General features: G+C 38.9%; 19 protein-coding genes and 1 pseudogene. 13 read left to right on the top strand and 7 right to left on the bottom strand.

Features of this window, described 5'->3' with window-relative positions:
• Positions 1 to 82: 82 nt before the first annotated feature.
• Both WA1_RS30330 and WA1_RS30325 read left to right on the top strand, forming a co-directional pair.
• On the top strand, positions 83 to 298 hold the full coding sequence (locus tag WA1_RS30330) for a hypothetical protein (protein WP_017740557.1): 216 nt from the start codon (positions 83 to 85) through the stop codon (positions 296 to 298).
• 2 nt (positions 299 to 300) lie between these two features.
• Positions 301 to 705 carry a type II toxin-antitoxin system VapC family toxin gene (locus WA1_RS30325; RefSeq protein WP_017740558.1) on the top strand — a complete coding sequence of 135 codons (405 nt, stop codon included), beginning with the start codon at positions 301 to 303 and terminating at the stop codon, positions 703 to 705.
• 1284 nt (positions 706 to 1989) lie between these two features.
• On the opposite strand, the gene WA1_RS60415 is transcribed toward WA1_RS30325, so the two are convergent.
• The 3 genes from WA1_RS60415 to WA1_RS30310 all read right to left on the bottom strand — a co-directional run bounded on the left by WA1_RS60415 (position 1990) and on the right by WA1_RS30310 (position 3765).
• Positions 1990 to 2235 (bottom strand): element excision factor XisI family protein, encoded by a 246-nt coding sequence (locus WA1_RS60415; protein WP_336389815.1) that lies wholly within the window; start codon positions 2233 to 2235, stop codon positions 1990 to 1992.
• A 225-nt stretch (positions 2236 to 2460) separates the two neighbouring features.
• Complete coding sequence (locus tag WA1_RS30315; protein ID WP_017740560.1) at positions 2461 to 2964, bottom strand: GNAT family N-acetyltransferase; 504 nt, start codon at positions 2962 to 2964, stop codon at positions 2461 to 2463.
• 114 nt (positions 2965 to 3078) lie between these two features.
• Complete coding sequence (locus WA1_RS30310) at positions 3079 to 3765, bottom strand: class I SAM-dependent methyltransferase (protein ID WP_017740561.1); 687 nt, start codon at positions 3763 to 3765, stop codon at positions 3079 to 3081.
• 456 nt (positions 3766 to 4221) lie between these two features.
• Here WA1_RS30310 and WA1_RS30305 point away from each other — a divergent pair, with 456 nt between their 5' ends.
• The 7 genes from WA1_RS30305 to WA1_RS30275 all read left to right on the top strand — a co-directional run bounded on the left by WA1_RS30305 (position 4222) and on the right by WA1_RS30275 (position 10776).
• The gene (locus tag WA1_RS30305; RefSeq protein WP_017740562.1) at positions 4222 to 4527 is read left to right on the top strand and encodes a hypothetical protein; all 306 of its coding nucleotides are present in this window, start codon (positions 4222 to 4224) and stop codon (positions 4525 to 4527) included.
• Positions 4528 to 4664: 137 nt separating this feature from the next.
• Positions 4665 to 4922, top strand: coding sequence for a UPF0175 family protein (locus WA1_RS30300; RefSeq protein ID WP_017740564.1), 258 nt, complete (start codon positions 4665 to 4667; stop codon positions 4920 to 4922).
• Positions 4915 to 5358 carry a PIN domain-containing protein gene (locus WA1_RS62105; protein WP_272819259.1) on the top strand — a complete coding sequence of 148 codons (444 nt, stop codon included), beginning with the start codon at positions 4915 to 4917 and terminating at the stop codon, positions 5356 to 5358. Before WA1_RS30300 ends, WA1_RS62105 begins: the two co-directional genes overlap by 8 nt.
• Before the next feature lie 446 nt (positions 5359 to 5804).
• On the top strand, positions 5805 to 6893 hold the full coding sequence (gene aroC / locus WA1_RS30290) for a chorismate synthase (RefSeq protein WP_017740565.1): 1089 nt from the start codon (positions 5805 to 5807) through the stop codon (positions 6891 to 6893).
• Positions 6894 to 7033: 140 nt separating this feature from the next.
• Complete coding sequence (locus WA1_RS30285) at positions 7034 to 8857, top strand: hypothetical protein (RefSeq protein WP_017740566.1); 1824 nt, start codon at positions 7034 to 7036, stop codon at positions 8855 to 8857.
• Positions 8858 to 8882: 25 nt separating this feature from the next.
• Complete coding sequence (locus WA1_RS30280) at positions 8883 to 9137, top strand: SemiSWEET transporter (protein WP_017740567.1); 255 nt, start codon at positions 8883 to 8885, stop codon at positions 9135 to 9137.
• 22 nt (positions 9138 to 9159) lie between these two features.
• Positions 9160 to 10776 carry a B12-binding domain-containing radical SAM protein gene (locus WA1_RS30275; protein WP_017740568.1) on the top strand — a complete coding sequence of 539 codons (1617 nt, stop codon included), beginning with the start codon at positions 9160 to 9162 and terminating at the stop codon, positions 10774 to 10776.
• 295 nt (positions 10777 to 11071) lie between these two features.
• Here WA1_RS30275 and WA1_RS30270 read toward each other — a convergent pair.
• Positions 11072 to 11434 (bottom strand): annotated as a pseudogene (locus tag WA1_RS30270) (Uma2 family endonuclease); the annotation flags it as partial.
• An 83-nt stretch (positions 11435 to 11517) separates the two neighbouring features.
• Between WA1_RS30270 and WA1_RS30265 the strand changes: the two are divergent.
• Both WA1_RS30265 and WA1_RS30260 read left to right on the top strand, forming a co-directional pair.
• Positions 11518 to 11706 (top strand): CPXCG motif-containing cysteine-rich protein, encoded by a 189-nt coding sequence (locus WA1_RS30265; RefSeq protein ID WP_017740570.1) that lies wholly within the window; start codon positions 11518 to 11520, stop codon positions 11704 to 11706.
• A 106-nt stretch (positions 11707 to 11812) separates the two neighbouring features.
• Positions 11813 to 12223 (top strand): nuclear transport factor 2 family protein, encoded by a 411-nt coding sequence (locus WA1_RS30260; protein ID WP_017740571.1) that lies wholly within the window; start codon positions 11813 to 11815, stop codon positions 12221 to 12223.
• A gap of 651 nt (positions 12224 to 12874) precedes the next feature.
• Here WA1_RS30260 and WA1_RS30255 read toward each other — a convergent pair.
• A complete protein-coding gene (locus tag WA1_RS30255) occupies positions 12875 to 13162 on the bottom strand; it encodes a hypothetical protein (protein WP_017740572.1) in 288 nt (95 codons plus the stop codon).
• Positions 13163 to 13477: 315 nt separating this feature from the next.
• On the opposite strand from WA1_RS30255, the gene WA1_RS30250 reads away from it, so the two are divergent.
• Entirely contained in the window at positions 13478 to 13966 is a 489-nt protein-coding gene (locus WA1_RS30250; protein ID WP_017740573.1) for a hypothetical protein, read from the top strand.
• A gap of 94 nt (positions 13967 to 14060) precedes the next feature.
• On the opposite strand, the gene WA1_RS30245 is transcribed toward WA1_RS30250, so the two are convergent.
• The gene (locus WA1_RS30245; protein WP_017740574.1) at positions 14061 to 15488 is read right to left on the bottom strand and encodes an RNA-guided endonuclease InsQ/TnpB family protein; all 1428 of its coding nucleotides are present in this window, start codon (positions 15486 to 15488) and stop codon (positions 14061 to 14063) included.
• Positions 15489 to 15556: 68 nt separating this feature from the next.
• On the opposite strand from WA1_RS30245, the gene WA1_RS58270 reads away from it, so the two are divergent.
• Positions 15557 to 15718, top strand: a complete 162-nt coding sequence (locus WA1_RS58270; RefSeq protein WP_017739705.1) for a hypothetical protein — start codon at positions 15557 to 15559, stop codon at positions 15716 to 15718.
• A gap of 70 nt (positions 15719 to 15788) precedes the next feature.
• On the opposite strand, the gene WA1_RS30240 is transcribed toward WA1_RS58270, so the two are convergent.
• Positions 15789 to 16607, bottom strand: coding sequence for an SDR family NAD(P)-dependent oxidoreductase (locus WA1_RS30240; protein WP_017740575.1), 819 nt, complete (start codon positions 16605 to 16607; stop codon positions 15789 to 15791).
• Positions 16608 to 16704: the final 97 nt, after the last annotated feature.

The following is a 16704-nucleotide window of genomic DNA, read 5'->3' as shown; positions in this document are numbered from 1 at the left end:
ACCTATATTTTGCAAAGAATCAGGCAATTGTCAATGATTCTTTAGAAAAAGCAACTATAATTTAGCTAGGAGGAAAACAATCATGCTGCAAACTATAGAAGGAATTTACAAAAACGGCAAAATTGAACTTACTGAAATACCACAAGGCATTAGTGAAAGCCGCGTTTTTGTAACTTTCTTAGAAACAAAACCAATCCATTGGTCGGAAATTATTATGCAGTATCAAGGTGTAGCAGAGACTATAATTTTTGAGTCCTATCGAGATGAACTGCTATCACCTAACGAAGTCGAATTTTAAGGATGAGTTATTTACTAGATACTTGCGTAATTAGTGATTTTATTAAGGGAGAAGAAAACACTCTTAAGCGATTAAAATCTACTTCTCCTGCTGATATTTTTATTTCATCCTTAACACTAATGGAAGTGAAATATGGATTAGCAATTAATCCCCAAAAGGCTCTTAAAATTCAATCGGCGATCGAAGCTTTCTTAAGTTCAATTACAATATTATCTTTTGCTGCGTCAGAAGCCGAACAAGCTGCTCAGATTAGAAGCATTCTGAAAACAGCAGGTACTCCTATCGGTGCATATGATGTACTGATTGCAGCAACAGCACTAACTCATAATCATATTCTGGTAACATCCAACGAGAGAGAATTTCAAAGAGTACCAAATTTGCAAATCGAGAATTGGCGTTCTTCTTAAGGATGTCCAAGAAATAAATTATCCATCTTGTGGGACGGAGAGCAGCGCCCGTTCTGTGTTGGTGACGGGCTAGAAGCCCGTACCACAAGAGAAAGTTGATTATTTTTTTATTTGGAAGTCCCTTAAATTATGCTCAAGCATGAGAAAGTGGAATTATGTAAAGTTTTGTAAAAACCCATGTCTTTTGCGTAAAACTCCATGCAGAGGGAAGATAGCAGAATAGATATTCCCTACTGGAGCAATCGGAGTGTTAGATGACGAAGGATTCTCAGATGAGACGATCAATCTCTTATATACTACAATGTACTACCAATTCCCACGCGTCCCCAGTTACGCGATCGCACTCACCTTCATTCCATTCTTATTCAAAGTTTTAATAACTACCTGCTGAGATTTTTTGTCTCTAGCTAGAGCGCCGGTCCAGTAGAAGTGCTTGACGTAAAACGCAAAATATGGGGGTTATTAAAATCGGCGATTTTGGCGTTATGTTTTAATGCGTTCGCGCAGCGTCTCCGACAGGAGAAGGAGAATCGCTAAAAACCGAACCCAAATATTTAGTCCAAAATCAGCGTTTTCCCATTACACTCATAATATCGTTTTTGTCAACGTATATTAGTGGACCGGCGCTCTAGGTAAGTGATGCCAAATCCCCCACATCCTAAATCTTTTTCGATGGTGTATTTAGCGTGATATAGCTGATGCCCCGGTTGCCAATAACCTTTCACCTCTGGCTGCTTTGGCACATTCATCTTAGACCCCCTCAGCAATTGGCTTCTAGTAGGATTACTGCTTGAGGAGGTCTTTTTTACGCAAGTGTTAAAACTGCTCTACTTGCCTAGTAGACCATAATCTTTAAAAGCCGAATCTTTATTTCTTGTTAAAGCTTTACAGAAAGAGGCTTTGAAGAAAAACACTCATCCGGGTTTTAGTAATTATGCCCTACTAGACTATCTGCTCTCACCAGATTGGCGCTCAATAAGGTAATACTTCTCCATCTTAAAACAACCTCTCACTAGAAACGCCTCTTTATGATTTCTCATAAATTATTTTGGTTTAGCGTTAATAGAAGAGTAAAGCCATATTCGTCATTTTCAGAGATTCACTATAGATATTGTTATATTTAAAAGCAATTAGAAAGGTAACATACGCTAGCGTTTGCTCGTTAAGTCTTGCAATTACAGCAGTTTTCACCTAAATGAACCACACCACTTGTAAGGGCGCAAGGCATTGCGCCTCTACGACTGTGGTCTATTTACCTGAAAATAGCTGTAAATTGCTACCTCCTTACATAGCGATAGCATATTTAGTATAAGGTCGGAGTTCAGGAGGATGGAAACCAATAACAATATCTTTTGTGGGAACTCCAGCAGCAATTAGATCGTTAGCAATACCGTCTTCAGTTCCATCTCGTTGAATCCAAACCTGGTGGTCGATAATGTCAATATGAATCAGACATCCATGAACTCTGGTATATTGAACAAACGATTTTGAAGCTTGCTCTGCAAGTACCTTCAAACAGTTTGGTTGCAAAGGGGTAAATCTAAGTTGTGACAAGAAATGAGACAAAACATTAAGTATTCAACCCAAGCTGGCTTCCAATATATAGGTGTCGGTCGGTAGATTTTGGATTAGAGCCAAAATTCAGTAGCCATCTCTCGTTCCCAGGCTCCGCCTGGTAATGCCATTTTCGAGGCGGAGCCTCTTTGTCCATTGGAACGAAGTGCCAGATCGTGTTCGCTTGAAAGTCCCTTCTTCTTATTTAATCTGTAAAGACATAGATTCCATATCAAAATATTGATTACTAAATTTATACGCCATTTTCTCTATTCCATATATTTTAAAGCCAAATGATAAATAAAGTTGTTTTGCTGATATATTATTTGTAACAACATCAAGTAATAATATTTCTATCTCATTAATAGCCTTTGCTCTTTCAATTAATTCATTCAGTAGTAATTTACCTATACCTTTTCCTCGATATTCTTGTTTAACAAACATACTACGAATATATGCTTTATGCCTTACTTTTATTCTTTCTTCTTGATGAAATGCGACTATTCCAATTAACTCTTTATCCTCAGAGCAGCCCAATATAAAGTTATTGTTATCTACTGATATTCTATCCCTAAATTTATCTATCGTCTTAATTGCTTCTTCATGATACATTGTGCCAAATGAATCTGGATTGTTATATAAAGCTTCTAATCTGATATTCCTATAATCTTCTGCATCATGTTTGGTTAATTTTCTAATTATCATTCGATTTTTTTACTCACTTTTCAGCATAATTTCTAATTGACAAAAGCAATGTTATTTTAACTTGTTACGAAGGCTCTCTGAGAGGGAGATTCGTAAGGATTCTTCTTATCCCGATTATGCCGCCGCCGACTTCTCCCAAATTACTGAATATCGCCAAAACAAGTGTTTTCTAACTTTCGCTCCCCTCATTGAGTGTGTGTAAATTTGCCGTGCTTGTGAAAGGGTAAAGTACTTGTCTGTGCGAAGATGCTCTCTCATCGCTGCTGCTGCTTCGGGTGATTGTTGAATATGCCTATTCAGAAGCATCTGAAATAGCCAGTTGAGGGGAACAGCGACAAAATCGCTCAACTTATCTAGCAGATTCGACTGTTCTAGTAAATCCAAAATCACCAACCTACCACTAGGTTTTAAGGCAGCTTTCAGATTAGGCAGCAAGCTTTCGACTGGCAAATGGTGAAGTGTGGCGATCGCCACAATAGCATCAAACTTTTCGGCTGGAAACTGGCACTTCAAAACATCAGCAACTTGAAAATCAATATTTGAAAACTGGCTTGAACGCTCCTTGGCAACCTCGATCATGTTTGGAGATAAGTCGATAGCAATAACTTGATCGGCACGGTTAGCCAGAAGACGTGAAAACTCACCTGTTCCACAACCGACATCAAGAACAGTTTGACAACGGTTTGGTAATTGTTTAAGTAGAAAACGGTGATAGTGATTGTTATGATCCCACCCCTGTTGATCGTGCAGAGCAATGCGATCAAAATCATTCCGAATTTTTTGAGTCAAGCTCTCATTCATACTGAAAAGTTCCGACCTATTTTTTTGAGTTAGCACTTAGCTAAATTTATGGGCATAACCCTGGCACGTCAAACAAAAATTTTAATTTGCGATCGCACGTAATATATACTACGTTCCACTCTAATAATAATTCCCATCCCTTTGAAATTTGTAATCGCCTATGAGCCAAACACTGTTAGTTTAGAACAAGTTGAGAGCAACATTCTTCCGTGAGGTACAAAAAGAAGTAATTAACCGCAGATGAACGCAGATGGACGCGGATAAATTTGTACTCAGTAGATTAGGAAATGCTATAGTATTATCAGCTTTTCATTTAACACTGAAGCAAGTCCAATTTTAGCAGGAGCAATTGAGCTTGTAAGTCCAGCTAATAAAGATTGATCGAGCCATCAGAAAGCATTCGTTGCAAAATGTCAAACTTACCTTCAACAAGGTGTTGGACTTGTAGCGATCGATGTGGTTACTACCAGAAATGCCAATTTACATGATGCATTGATAACTCAATTACGTCCGCTCTCTCCTCAAAATTCAAGTGATAGTACAATTTCTTCTCGTAACTCAACCTTGTATGCGGTTGCTTACAGAGTTGTGGAACGTTCTGAGGAATCAAGCTTGGATATTTGGTACGAAAGTTTTAATATTGGTGATTCGCTACCAACTTTACCGCTTTGGTTGCGTGGTGGGTTTTGCTTACCTATTGATTTAGATGCAACTTACGATCGCACTTGTCGCGAACAGCGAATTCTCTTTGACCGAGTGTAAAAACTCCTCCAAATGATTCGCGATCAACATTTCAATGACTATAACCAGTCAAGATTGCTAGGAGAAGCTTTATTTGATATTCTATTTGATGATATAATAGAGCAAAAGTTTTTAGTAACAGGCAATATTATATTAGTATGAAAACTGTATCTATGGAATTTCCAGACAGCGTTTTTTCTGCTCTCAGAAAAGATCCCAATGAATTTGCTCAACAAATGAGAATAGCTGCTGCTGTCAAATGGTATGAACTTGGAGAAATTTCTCAAGGAAAAGCAGCAGAAATTGCTGGTTTAAATAGAGCGGATTTTATAAATATTCTCCTTTTCTATAAGGTTTCTCCTTTTCAATATACTTCTCAAGAATTAGCTGAAGAAATTGCTTCTTTCGATGAATAAAGTTGTTATCAATACTTCTCCCTTAATTGTCTTATTTAAAAGTCAACTTGCCTACTTGCTACCACAAGTATTTACTGAAATCATTATTCCATCAGGGGTTTGGGATGAAATCGTTAAAATAGGAAAAACTGATATAGCATCACAACAATTACCGAATGCATCTTGGGCAAAGCAAATTCCTTCCCCCAGTATCTCATCTTTAATTCTAGCTTGGGGATTAGATCGCGGAGAATCTGAAGTTCTAAACTTTGCTCTAGAAAATCTCAGTTATAGGGCAATTATTGATGATGCTGCTGCCAGACGGGTAGCTAAAACCTTAAATATTCCATTTATGGGCACTCTAGGAATGCTTAATCCTAGCAAAGCAAAAAGGTTTAATTCCAGAGATTTCAGAACCCATTCAAGCCATACAAGATGCTGGTTTATGGCTATCTGATGATTTAATTCAGTTTCTTAAAAAACAAGCAGGAGAATAAAAATTGAAATATTAAAACTTTTTGTACTGGAATACCATTAGTTAATTCATGAAACAATCTGTTTTTTCTCTCTCATGACCCATTTCGCTCGCTCGCCTTAGCAATACTAGTCAAGGCAATTACATCCATACAACTGACTGGTACGCTATAAGCGATCGTGAATAATTTTTTGCTTGATTTTCGATATATCTTTGTATCATTCAGAGTTAGGGCGCGGGAAACCAGCCTACAGGACTGGACTCACCACTTGCTATCTCAAGCACGGAGATCTCCAAAATCTAAAATTACAACAATTCGCAAAAAAAGTCAAAGAAATAGATAGATGGCGATCGTGGCAATTCTTTGTTGGTAGTGAGAGAATACGTGTAGGTAAAAACCATAGGCTTGATGGTACATTATCAACATCATGGGCAATACTTTTGGGCATTTGTTTCGCGTAACGACTTTTGGTGAATCCCACGGAGGCGGTGTGGGAGTCGTTATAGATGGTTGTCCTCCACGACTGGAAATTTCTACAGAGGAAATTCAAGTAGAACTAGACAGGCGGCGTCCCGGACAAAGTAAGATTACAACTCCTCGCAAGGAAGCTGACTCTTGTGAAATTCTGTCTGGAGTGTTTGAGGGTAAAACTCTGGGAACGCCAATAGGAATTTTGGTGCGTAACAAAGATACCCGCTCTCAAGATTACGATGAGATGGCTGTTAAGTATCGCCCGTCTCACGCTGATGCAACTTATGATGCAAAATATGGCATCCGCAATTGGCAAGGTGGAGGTAGATCCTCAGCACGAGAAACGATTGGACGCGTCGCTGCAGGTGCGATCGCGAAAAAAATTCTGCGTCAAGTCGCTAACGTGGAAGTGATAGGTTACGTCAAGCGCATCAAAGATTTAGAAGGCGCGATCGACCCAAACACTGTTACCTTAGAACAAGTTGAGAGCAACATTGTTCGTTGTCCTGATGCTGAGTGTGCAGACCGGATGATTGAACTGATCGAGCAAACTGGTAGACAAGGAGATTCTATCGGTGGAGTTGTGGAATGCGTGGCGCGAAATGTCCCCAAAGGCTTGGGCGATCCAGTTTTTGATAAGTTGGAAGCCGAGCTTGCGAAAGCTGTGATGTCCCTTCCTGCTAGCAAAGGGTTTGAAATTGGTTCTGGTTTTGCAGGAACGTTGTTAACGGGTTTTGAGCATAACGACGAATTTTATATTGATGAAAGCGGTGAAATTCGCACCACCACAAACCGTTCTGGGGGAATTCAGGGAGGAATTTCCAACGGTGAGAATATTATTTTGCGTGTTGCTTTTAAGCCGACAGCAACTATTAGAAAAGAACAAAAAACGGTAACCAATGAAGGAGAAGAGACAGTTTTAGCAGGAAAAGGACGCCACGATCCGTGTGTGTTACCTCGTGCTGTACCTATGGTGGAAGCAATGGTGGCAATTGTGCTGTGCGATCGCCTATTGCAGCATTACGGACAGTGCAAAGTTTTGTAGTACAGGTGTCCCCCGTAGGTCCTAAGATCCCCGACTTCTTTGAGAAGTCGGGGATCTTACACACTCTACCATTTTGATACTAGTGGTGCTATAGTAGCATTAGTAACAAAAATATAAAGTATATTGTACTAGATATTAATATGGAAGAAGAATTTCAGAATCGGGTAAAACACTTTAAAAACTTGAAATCTAAATATAAAGCAACTGCATATCAAGATTCTGCGCCTTCTAGCTTACTGTATCTTATTCTACAAAAAATTGATATAGGAATTAAACTAACTCAAATTGAGTTGGATTGGTTAAAAGAGCATAAGCTTTTTGAAACTGTAGATAGTATTTTGAAAGAGGAGCAGCGTAAAGCAGAAGAAATCATAAAACTTGAAAATGAATTTTATCACCTCAAGTCTCAGTACAAAATTCCCAGCTACTGGAATAGTTTTAAGAATGATATTTCAAGCCCTCTATTTGCAATTCTGTGGAAACTAAACTCAGAAAATCATCTGAGCTATAAAGAGATTGAATGGTTAAAGGCAAATCAGCTTGTTGCTACAGTCATAATGATTGAGGAGATGGAACTGCAGGAGCAGTTTATTGCGTTAAAAGAGAAATACCACGCAACCAAACATTATGATTCATCTCCCTATAATCCATTACATACAATTCTTAAAAAACTAGACACAAAATCACGGCTAGAAGATTGTGAAGTTGAATGGTTGATTCATCATGAATTAGCTGAAACTCTAGCAATTTTTAAGCAACAAGAAGCAGAAAGAGAGGCTATATTTGACCAACTCAAGGAAAAGTACCAAGCAAATAAATATACAGATGTCTCTACAGCTAGTTTATTGTATCTGATTTTACAAAAAATTGATGCCAAAGAAAACCTGATTTACTCAGAAGTGAATTGGTTGGAGCAGCATGGGTTGACTGAAACAATAGCTATAGCTAATGAATTGGAAAAAAAACAAGAGTTTGCTATTTTAAAAACTAAGTATAAAGCAGATTGTATTGATGAGTTTTCACCCTCCAGCCACTTATATAAGGTTTTAAAATTAATTGATACAGACAATGCTTTACAAGAAGAAAATATTGAGTTTTTAAAAGAGCAGCGCCTTTACGAAACTATTGCCATTGCTAACGAAAAGTATGCTCGCAATCTAAAGTCTAGAGTTACATTAGGAGAGACTTTAAGTGATTCGGAAATTGATTGGTTGGTCAATAATAATCGCAGTGATATTATTAATTTTTATCAAAAACATCATTTTATACAATTGAAGAGAAAGTTTGGCATTTCAGACTCGAAGAATCAATTATCTTTGGAAATCTTTTATAAGATAATGTTGAAACTGGAGTCAAAAGAGCGTCTTGATGCAATATCGGTAGCACATCTTGTCGAGAGAGACCTTTTATCCAGTCGAGGAAAGATTGCGATCGCGTATTACAGGCTAGAAGCAGAATTTTATGAAAAAGAATTTCATCGCACTCAAAAACAATCATATATTCCAACTGCTGGCAATTACTGGCGTAAAGCAGGTGAACCACAAAGAGCCTTAAATCTACTAACAAACATACAATTAGAAAAAATTTCAGACAATCATCTCAAATCAGATATTCTAGTTGCTAAAGGTGCTGCTTTTAGGGATATTCTTGATTTAATCAATGCCGAATTTTCTGCTAAAAAAGCAATAGAGTATCATTCTGAAAATTATCAAGCTTACATTTTGTTGGGAATTATTTCTTATGATAGAAGTAATTATCTAAGTGGTGACTTGTTTTTTAAAGAAGCCATAGATCTAGGAGCTAAACCTGAAGAAATCGATGATGAAATTAAGCAAGTTTTGAAAACAATAGCAAGTGATAAGCACAGACAAAATACTGTTGAATACTTACTTAAGAAAGATTTAGAGCGTTATGCTTGGGCTAAATTTTATCACAAGAGAGCGAAGGACAAGGGTCTAAAATAAAAGAGTTGTCAGGAGGGTGCATTTCATGGATTCTATTATGATTTTAGGCTTGGTGGCTGCAACGATTACAACATTTTCCTTCTTTCCACAAATGGTGAAAACATGGCAAACCAAATCAGCAAAAGATGTTTCCTACATCATGCTGATTGCCTTCAACACGGGGGTATTCTTATGGGTGCTCTACGGCATTGCTCTCAAATCCTTACCAATTATTCTTGCTAACAGCGTGACTTTAGTTTTTAACCTGATAATTCTATGGCTTAAAATTAAATATAGATAAACCTGTTATTAACGAAACACCTGTGACATCTTCTGTATTTTCTACGGAACGCCTTTTGTTTGAAAGAGCGACTTCCAATCCGGACGCTATTCCTACTATATTTGCCTTTCCAAACGAGTACAGCGTGGGCATTACAAGCCTTGGATATCAAGTGGTATGGGCGAATCTGGCTATGCGTTCGGATGTACAGGTGAGCCGTTTATTCACTGATACTCGCGAACAACTTCCCAGAACTCCTGAATTAGTGGGTTTTTCAATGTCGTGGGAGTTGGATTATGTCAATATATTGAACTTGCTAGAATCTCTAGCAATTCCCATTAGAGGAAATTTTAGAGGCGATCGCGACCCTATTGTTTTTGGTGGTGGTCCCGTGCTAACAGCCAACCCCGAACCTTTCGCAAATTTCTTTGATGTCATCTTGCTAGGGGATGGTGAAAATTTACTCTCGAATTTTATTGAAGCATATAAAGAAGTTAGAAACGCAGATAGACAAACCCAACTTAAAGCCTTAGCACAAGTTCCCGGTATTTATGTTCCTAGCTTGTATGAGGTGGAGTATCATCCCTCAAATGGAACAATCAAATCTATTAAACCCACTTCTGCAGAAATTCCCAGTGTAGTACACAAACAAACGTACCGGGGAAATATCCTCTCAGCATCTACAGTAGTCACAGAAAAAGCAGCTTGGGAAAATATCTACATGGTAGAAGTGGTAAGAAGTTGTCCCGAAATGTGCCGTTTCTGTTTGGCAAGTTATCTCACACTCCCTTTTAGAACTGCTAATCTTGAAAGCTCATTAATTCCAGCAATTGAAAAAGGGTTATTAGTGACTAACCGTCTGGGATTGCTTGGAGCTTCAGTTACCCAGCATCCAGAGTTTGAGGCTTTGCTAGATTACATCAGTCAGCCAAAGTACGATGCCGTGCGTCTCAGTATTGCGTCGGTACGAACCAATACAGTTACAGTTCGGTTAGCACAAACTTTAGCAAAACGAGACACAAGATCGTTGACTATTGCTGTCGAAAGTGGTTCAGAAAAAGTGCGACGTATTGTAAATAAAAAGTTGCAAAATGACGAAATTGTGCAGGCAGCAATCAATGCTAAAGCGGGAGGATTATCTGGTTTAAAACTTTATGGGATGGTAGGAATTCCCGGTGAAGAACCAGAAGATTTGGATGCAACAGTCGCGATGATGCGGGAAATTAAAAAAGCTGCTCCGGGACTGCGCCTAACACTGGGATGTAGTACTTTTGTACCTAAAGCACACACACCATTTCAATGGCTTGGAGTCAATCCTCAAGCAGAAAAACGACTGCAGTTTCTACAAAAGCAATTTAAATCCCAAGGGATAGACTTTCGCCCTGAAAGCTACAACTGGTCAATTATTCAAACTTTATTGTCGAGAGGCGATCGCCGGCTGTCCGAGATGCTGGAACTCACGCGAACTTTTGGGTATTCTTTAGGTAGCTACAAGCGTGCTTTCAAACAACTGAAGGGAAAAATTCCCGACCTAGATTTTTACGTTCATGCCAACTGGTCAACAGAGCAAATACTCCCTTGGAATCACTTGCAAGGGCCACTGTCTCAGTCTACACTACTGAAACATCTGGGAGATGCCACTGGTTATCAAGATAATTAACCGCAGATGAACGCGGATGGACGCGGATAACTTGTACCTCTGTAGATGAGGAAACGTCATACCTAGTAGGTTGGGTTGAGGAACGAAACCCAACATTTACAGGACATTGTTGAGTTTCCCCAAGGGGAAAGCCCAACCCACAAAATTCTTATCCGAGTAGTATTGAATGCGGATGGACGCGGATAAATTTGTACTTTAATACTTAAATTAATCAACAACTACTCCCTTTCCGCCAGAAGATTACCTATTAAAAAACCGCCAAGACGCCAAGGACGCCAAGAAAATCGTAAAGTTGTTATGAAGCGAGATCGAAAATCTGTTGTGCAGTCAAGTTGAATTGGGGGAAGATTGGGGAAATAATACGAGTGCTTCCTGTAAAGGTCGTCATCTGATATTCTCCATCAACCAAATTACAAACAAAAATTGTGGGTTGCTTGGGGGAGCCAATGAACTTTCTTCCCCCTAGTGCTGCATAATCGAGAATCCAATATTCTTCGATACCCATTTCCTCATCATCTCGATATTTGTCGTAGTAATCGTCACGCCAATTCGTTGAAACAACCTCAACGATTAATTTGACCGAATCAGGATTTTGAATAATCGATTCACTTTCCCACCGGGGTTCTGCTCCAAGAACTTCTTTGTTCAATTTAATGATTTTAGATAGGAAGGTATTAGATTTTGCTAGATATAGCTCATGACTTAAGATAATTTTAGAAAGATACTACAGCCACCAAGTTAATGCAGACAACAGCTGAATACTATTGTGCCTTCTGTGGCGAACCGAACACAACTTTTGTAGACCTGAGTGCGGGTGGACAGCAATCTTACGTAGAAGATTGCCAAGTTTGCTGCCATCCGAATATTCTGTACGTGCGGATAGACGAAGATACTCTTGATGTAGATATAGATACAGAGTATGAAGAATAAGAGGAAGTCAGAGAAGTGGTAAAGTTTAATAAATAAGGATTCCTTTGTGCTATTCTCATCGACTTGGGGGAATAAGGAGTGTTGTAACGCACGTTGAAAAATACACATGGTCACACCAAAGCAAGTCATTAGTACTTGGGTAGATGCCCTGAACGCTCGCGATGCAGATGCCGCCGCCGCACTTTATCACGAGGACGCCGTGAACATTCAGGTTGCCATTGGGACTCCTCTTGAAGGAAAAAGCGCTATTCATGAGGATTTTGTCAACTTTTTTCGTTCAACGCCAGACACCTACACTCACATCGAAAACTTATTTGAGGATGGGGAGTGGGCGATTCTAGAGTGGTCTGGTGGTGGAACGTTTGTTGGGAATGGGAGCGAATCAAACACTATAGGGAAAAAGTACACTTTAAGAGGTTGTGGTTTCTTCCATGTCGTAGATGGAAAAATCCGCTTTCAACGTGGTTACTGGGACAAGCTTACTTGGTTTAGGCAAGTTGGACTAACAATTGATTGAAGCAATTAGGCAGATATGAAGCCAAGCTGAAAGAGCGATCAAAACAGACCTCAGTAGCATTAAAGTATATGAAATCACAATTAACCCGGAGATGAGTGGTTTGTAATGGTTGAGAGAAAGAAGCTTGGGAACCAATATCACTCAAGGCAGATACAACTGCTTTCTAGAACAGTTCTTTTCACAACTGCTTTGGCATTTGGTGAAAAAGCATTATGAAGACATGGGGGTAAGAGGCAGGTCTAAGGAGGTGATCGCTCTCCCACCTGACGCTAGTTGCATATACTGTAGTAGTTTGGCTTAGGCGATTAAGCTAGATGATCTAACCCCCCTTCCGCACCCCCTACTGTCACAATCGGTTTTTTCGGATTTTTACTAACTATAAAGGCTGTATTTTATACAAAAATGGGGAAATTGCGATGGCGATCGCTAACCCCAAATCCTCAAACGTTCAAAATTCGTAGTGTGACACTTTAGGGTGCGGAAGGTAGGATCTAATTGACAAAACCGCGCTAAGTTGAAATCCGCTGTTTATTCTAGTTTTCACCCAATTGAGCAAGCCCATGTAATGCCCAACCCGTAGCCCAGCAACTGGAAACGAATAGGCGGCTCCCGCGCAGTGTCTGCCGCTGCCTGCAATGCACAAGTAGCCTTCTAGGGGGCATGGGTAGAGCCGTTGTCGAGAATCAAATAAATATGGCGCACACCCCGACGAATGGCTTCCGGAATCAATACCTCCAGTAGAAATCCTTGAAAATCAAGGAACGTTTTTGCTAGACGACAACAACCATAAATCAGACCCTCAGCAACACTCAAAGCCGCAAAAAGATGTGTTGCTCCAATTCTTCCGTATCTTGCTGCAAAGTGAACTGGTTGTTTAACACCAGCAGCTTTGTTAGGATGTAAACCAACTCTAGCTTGGATAGAAGTCTTTTCATCCACACAAACTACCCAAAATCCAGCTTTAATTAAAAATTCTGCCTGAGCATACGATCAATTGCTACGTTAAGCGGCGAAAGCTGATGAAAACTCTTGAAATCCTAAAAAAGAACGTGAGTCAAGCTAAGTAGATTTTCTTAACACAAAAATTATTTATTAAGAATTTTTCTTAAAGAAAATATAAATTTCCAGGACATTACACTGTTCTGGATTTTTTTTATTTGATAATAATTAAAGATTTGCATCCGTTAAAACACTGAAGTCAGATACCACTTTCACAAAACTGTTGCGGATTTTACTGTTTCTAGTTGGAAAAATATGAAGTTATTTGAAAGTCAATTGAAATACGTAAGTATATTTAAGTTAGCAATAGTAGCGATCGCATCGTTACTATTGCCGATACTTGATGCCAAAGCGCAAGAAAATATGACAGAACAAGCAGAACTGACAAATAACTCAAATAATGTCCTATCTTTACCAGCCCATCAACAAGTTTGTCCGTCTTCCAGATTGCTACCAAAACGTAGTTTTGAAACAACCAAATATTTGGTATACATTTGTAGGGGAGAGAAAGCAGGTTCTCTTGGATACTACGTTCGGCTTTCCAAAACAGAGGGTGGTAAAACAACCATACCTGTGACTCAAGCAAATGGTGAAACTTATATTGCGATTAAAGAGGAGTTAGCACACGCCATAAATCCTTACGAGCTTATAGTTATCAAAAAGGGTCGTCTCATTCTTAAAGAAAGAGTCAGAAGTGCATTTAAGGGTGACGGTCAACCTTTAACAGTGACCAGTGACCAGTGACCAGTGACCAGTAGCCAGTTAATCCCCATACTTCAAAGTAGGGGATTTGAATACAGATGAACCACCCCACCGCATGGCGGATGGGGTTTCTAATTTACTGACCCGGTTCAGTGAGTCCTATAGTCGAACAACAAGACAAGCCTGCTGCCGTACCTTTACGTGATGGTAATTTTTTACCTATCCAAATATTGATTTTCTTGAGAATTTGACACACCCGAAAAGTAATTTTTGATGTATCAATTTTTGCCTTTCTCAAAATATTGGACGCACCATTGGCATCCGCGTTGATAATTGTGTTATTTCCTGTTTTGTATTCCCCGCGTTTTGTTCTTTTCCCAGAAGGCTTAAGATTCTTCTGTTCTTCGGTTTCTTGACCGTAAACGGGTAATTCATCACCATCAAAAAATGACATTTTTGATGTGTAGGATTCTTCAACAACTACGAATTCTATACCGTGTCTTTCACATAGATACTTGAGCGTGTCACGTAGTGCAGTAAAGGGAACCTGCACAAAATTTTGATTATTGACACGTCCGTTATCTATTTCATTCTTGATTCCTTGGTTCCAACCAAATACAATTTTACCTATCTTTGATTCTAGGCATTTGTTGATTATTGCGCGTGCTGACTTCTTAATAAAATCACGTACTTGGTTGTTTCTGGCTTGTGTTGCTCTAGCTAAACTGCCACTCCAGAAATTCTCATCTTTATCCTTTTTCAGCTTGGATACAGTCTTGTTATAAAACTGATTTATTGCCTTTAACGGTCGCCCATTTATGATAAATCCTTCTTGACCCGTATTCGGAATACAAGTAACAAAGTTGTTTAACCCGATGTCAATTCCTAAAACACTTGACTTATCTAATTCAGTAATAATTTCTTTTTCCTTTCTACATACCCAATGTAGATAAATCTCTCTATACTTTGATGTAATTACTAGCTCAACAAGGCGTTTGGGGTCAACGTCATCAGGAACCCTGAATTTCAATCTTTCATTTAAACTTGTTCCCATAACATCTTCTTTGTGATGCTTCTTGAACATAATGCCAGTAGAAACAGTAGCAAATATAATGCTATGCTCTTGTGATATATTGACTGATTGACTGGGATACGTCACTTCAAACATCTCACCTTTTTGACGATAACCTGGTAAGTTAGGTTTCTTTGTTCCCTCGCTAAAATGTTTATCCAAAAGCTGCTTGAATGATTTAAAATTCTCAGCTACCTTATGACACACAGACTGTGCTGCTTGAGAATGCAGCATTTTGTAATGGTAGTTTTCTTTGAAGTCGGTTTGTGAATCAATGGTTAGAGATGAAAAATTCAGAGTTTTGTGTACAAAAAATCCTTGCCTCAAATTGAAAGTCAAGGTGTTGTATAGACTGTTTGCGTGTAACAATATGTCAGATACTACAGCAGATCCAAGACTTGATAGTTTTAAATGCTGTACAACCGTCGAGATATACGTATCTTTATTTTTATCCTGATCTAGCGCTTTTTGCTCTTTACTTTTGAATGACATATTTTCTTGCCTCCTTGTCTTTTATTGTATATCATATAGATAGACAGTGCAAATAGGAAATAAAGAAAATGTCAAATAAACATATGCTGACTTTTCGAGTTACCGAGCAAGAAAAGAAAATTCTAAATACGTACTGTGACTTGACAGGTAGAACTCAGGTTGATGTGTTTCGCGAGTTTGTTCGTTCGTTAGAAGACAAATTACAAAAACTAGAGGTACTCACCCAGTAGGTTTTTGTGCGCTATCCATCCCCACCGCATGGCGGATGGGGAATTCCGCGAATATGTTAAACTGCTTCTATTAATTATCCTTATTCTTCAAAGCTTGTCGAGAAGCCCACTGTAGCAAGCTAGGAAATAATTTATTGAATCCTTGGGAAACATTTGCCGAACCTACCAAGACTTCAGATTTATGGTTGTGAACAGCATCCCAAATAGCATTGGCTACATCCTCAGGCTTCTCCACACTAGGAAATTTTAAGATATTTTCAAGTTGTTCTCGACGACTTTGAGCATCCTGTTCGTCGTTACCTCGAAAAACAGTTCTCTCCATTAAGCTACTTTTAATTAAATTTGGGTAAATACCACAAACGTGAATACCTTTAGGTTTTAATTCTGCGTGTAATGATTCCGTAAACCCCGTAACAGCAAATTTACTAGTACAGTATGGTACTACGTATGGTGTTGCAGCTTTGCCACCAATAGAGCTAAGATTCACGATATTTCCTTTTTTTCGTTGGAGAAAATGAGGCAAAAGGGCGTTAATTGTATGAATATATCCCCACAAATTCAAATCTATAATTTCGCGCCAATCACTCAGTGAAAAAGCTTCTACAGGTCCTTCTGCAAATCTACCTGCATTGTTTATCAATACATCAATATACCCAAAACGATCTAAAGCTTTTTCCACTAATGTATTGACTTGTGATGGATCTGTCACATCACAAGAAACTATTAGTGGTTTTTGGTGACCAAGGGTTTGTATTTCCTGCGCCACACTTTCTAAAAGCTCAATACGACGTGCAGTCAGCACAATATCGTATCCCTTGCGAGCAAACAGAAGCGCGGTTGCTTTTCCTATACCTTGAGAACTACCTGTAATAAGTACTGTGGGAGCCATATTCTCTGCTAATAAACTCTATTTACTGTCTATTAGTGTGAGCAACAAAATTTCAGAAACCTTCCGACTCACGTTAGATATTTCCGACTTCTCCTCT

This window comes from Scytonema hofmannii PCC 7110 (genome assembly GCF_000346485.2).
GTDB lineage: Bacteria > Cyanobacteriota > Cyanobacteriia > Cyanobacteriales > Nostocaceae > Scytonema > Scytonema hofmannii.
The sequence above is the reverse complement of the archived record's forward strand: the minus strand, read 5'-3'. Positions and strand labels throughout refer to the sequence as shown.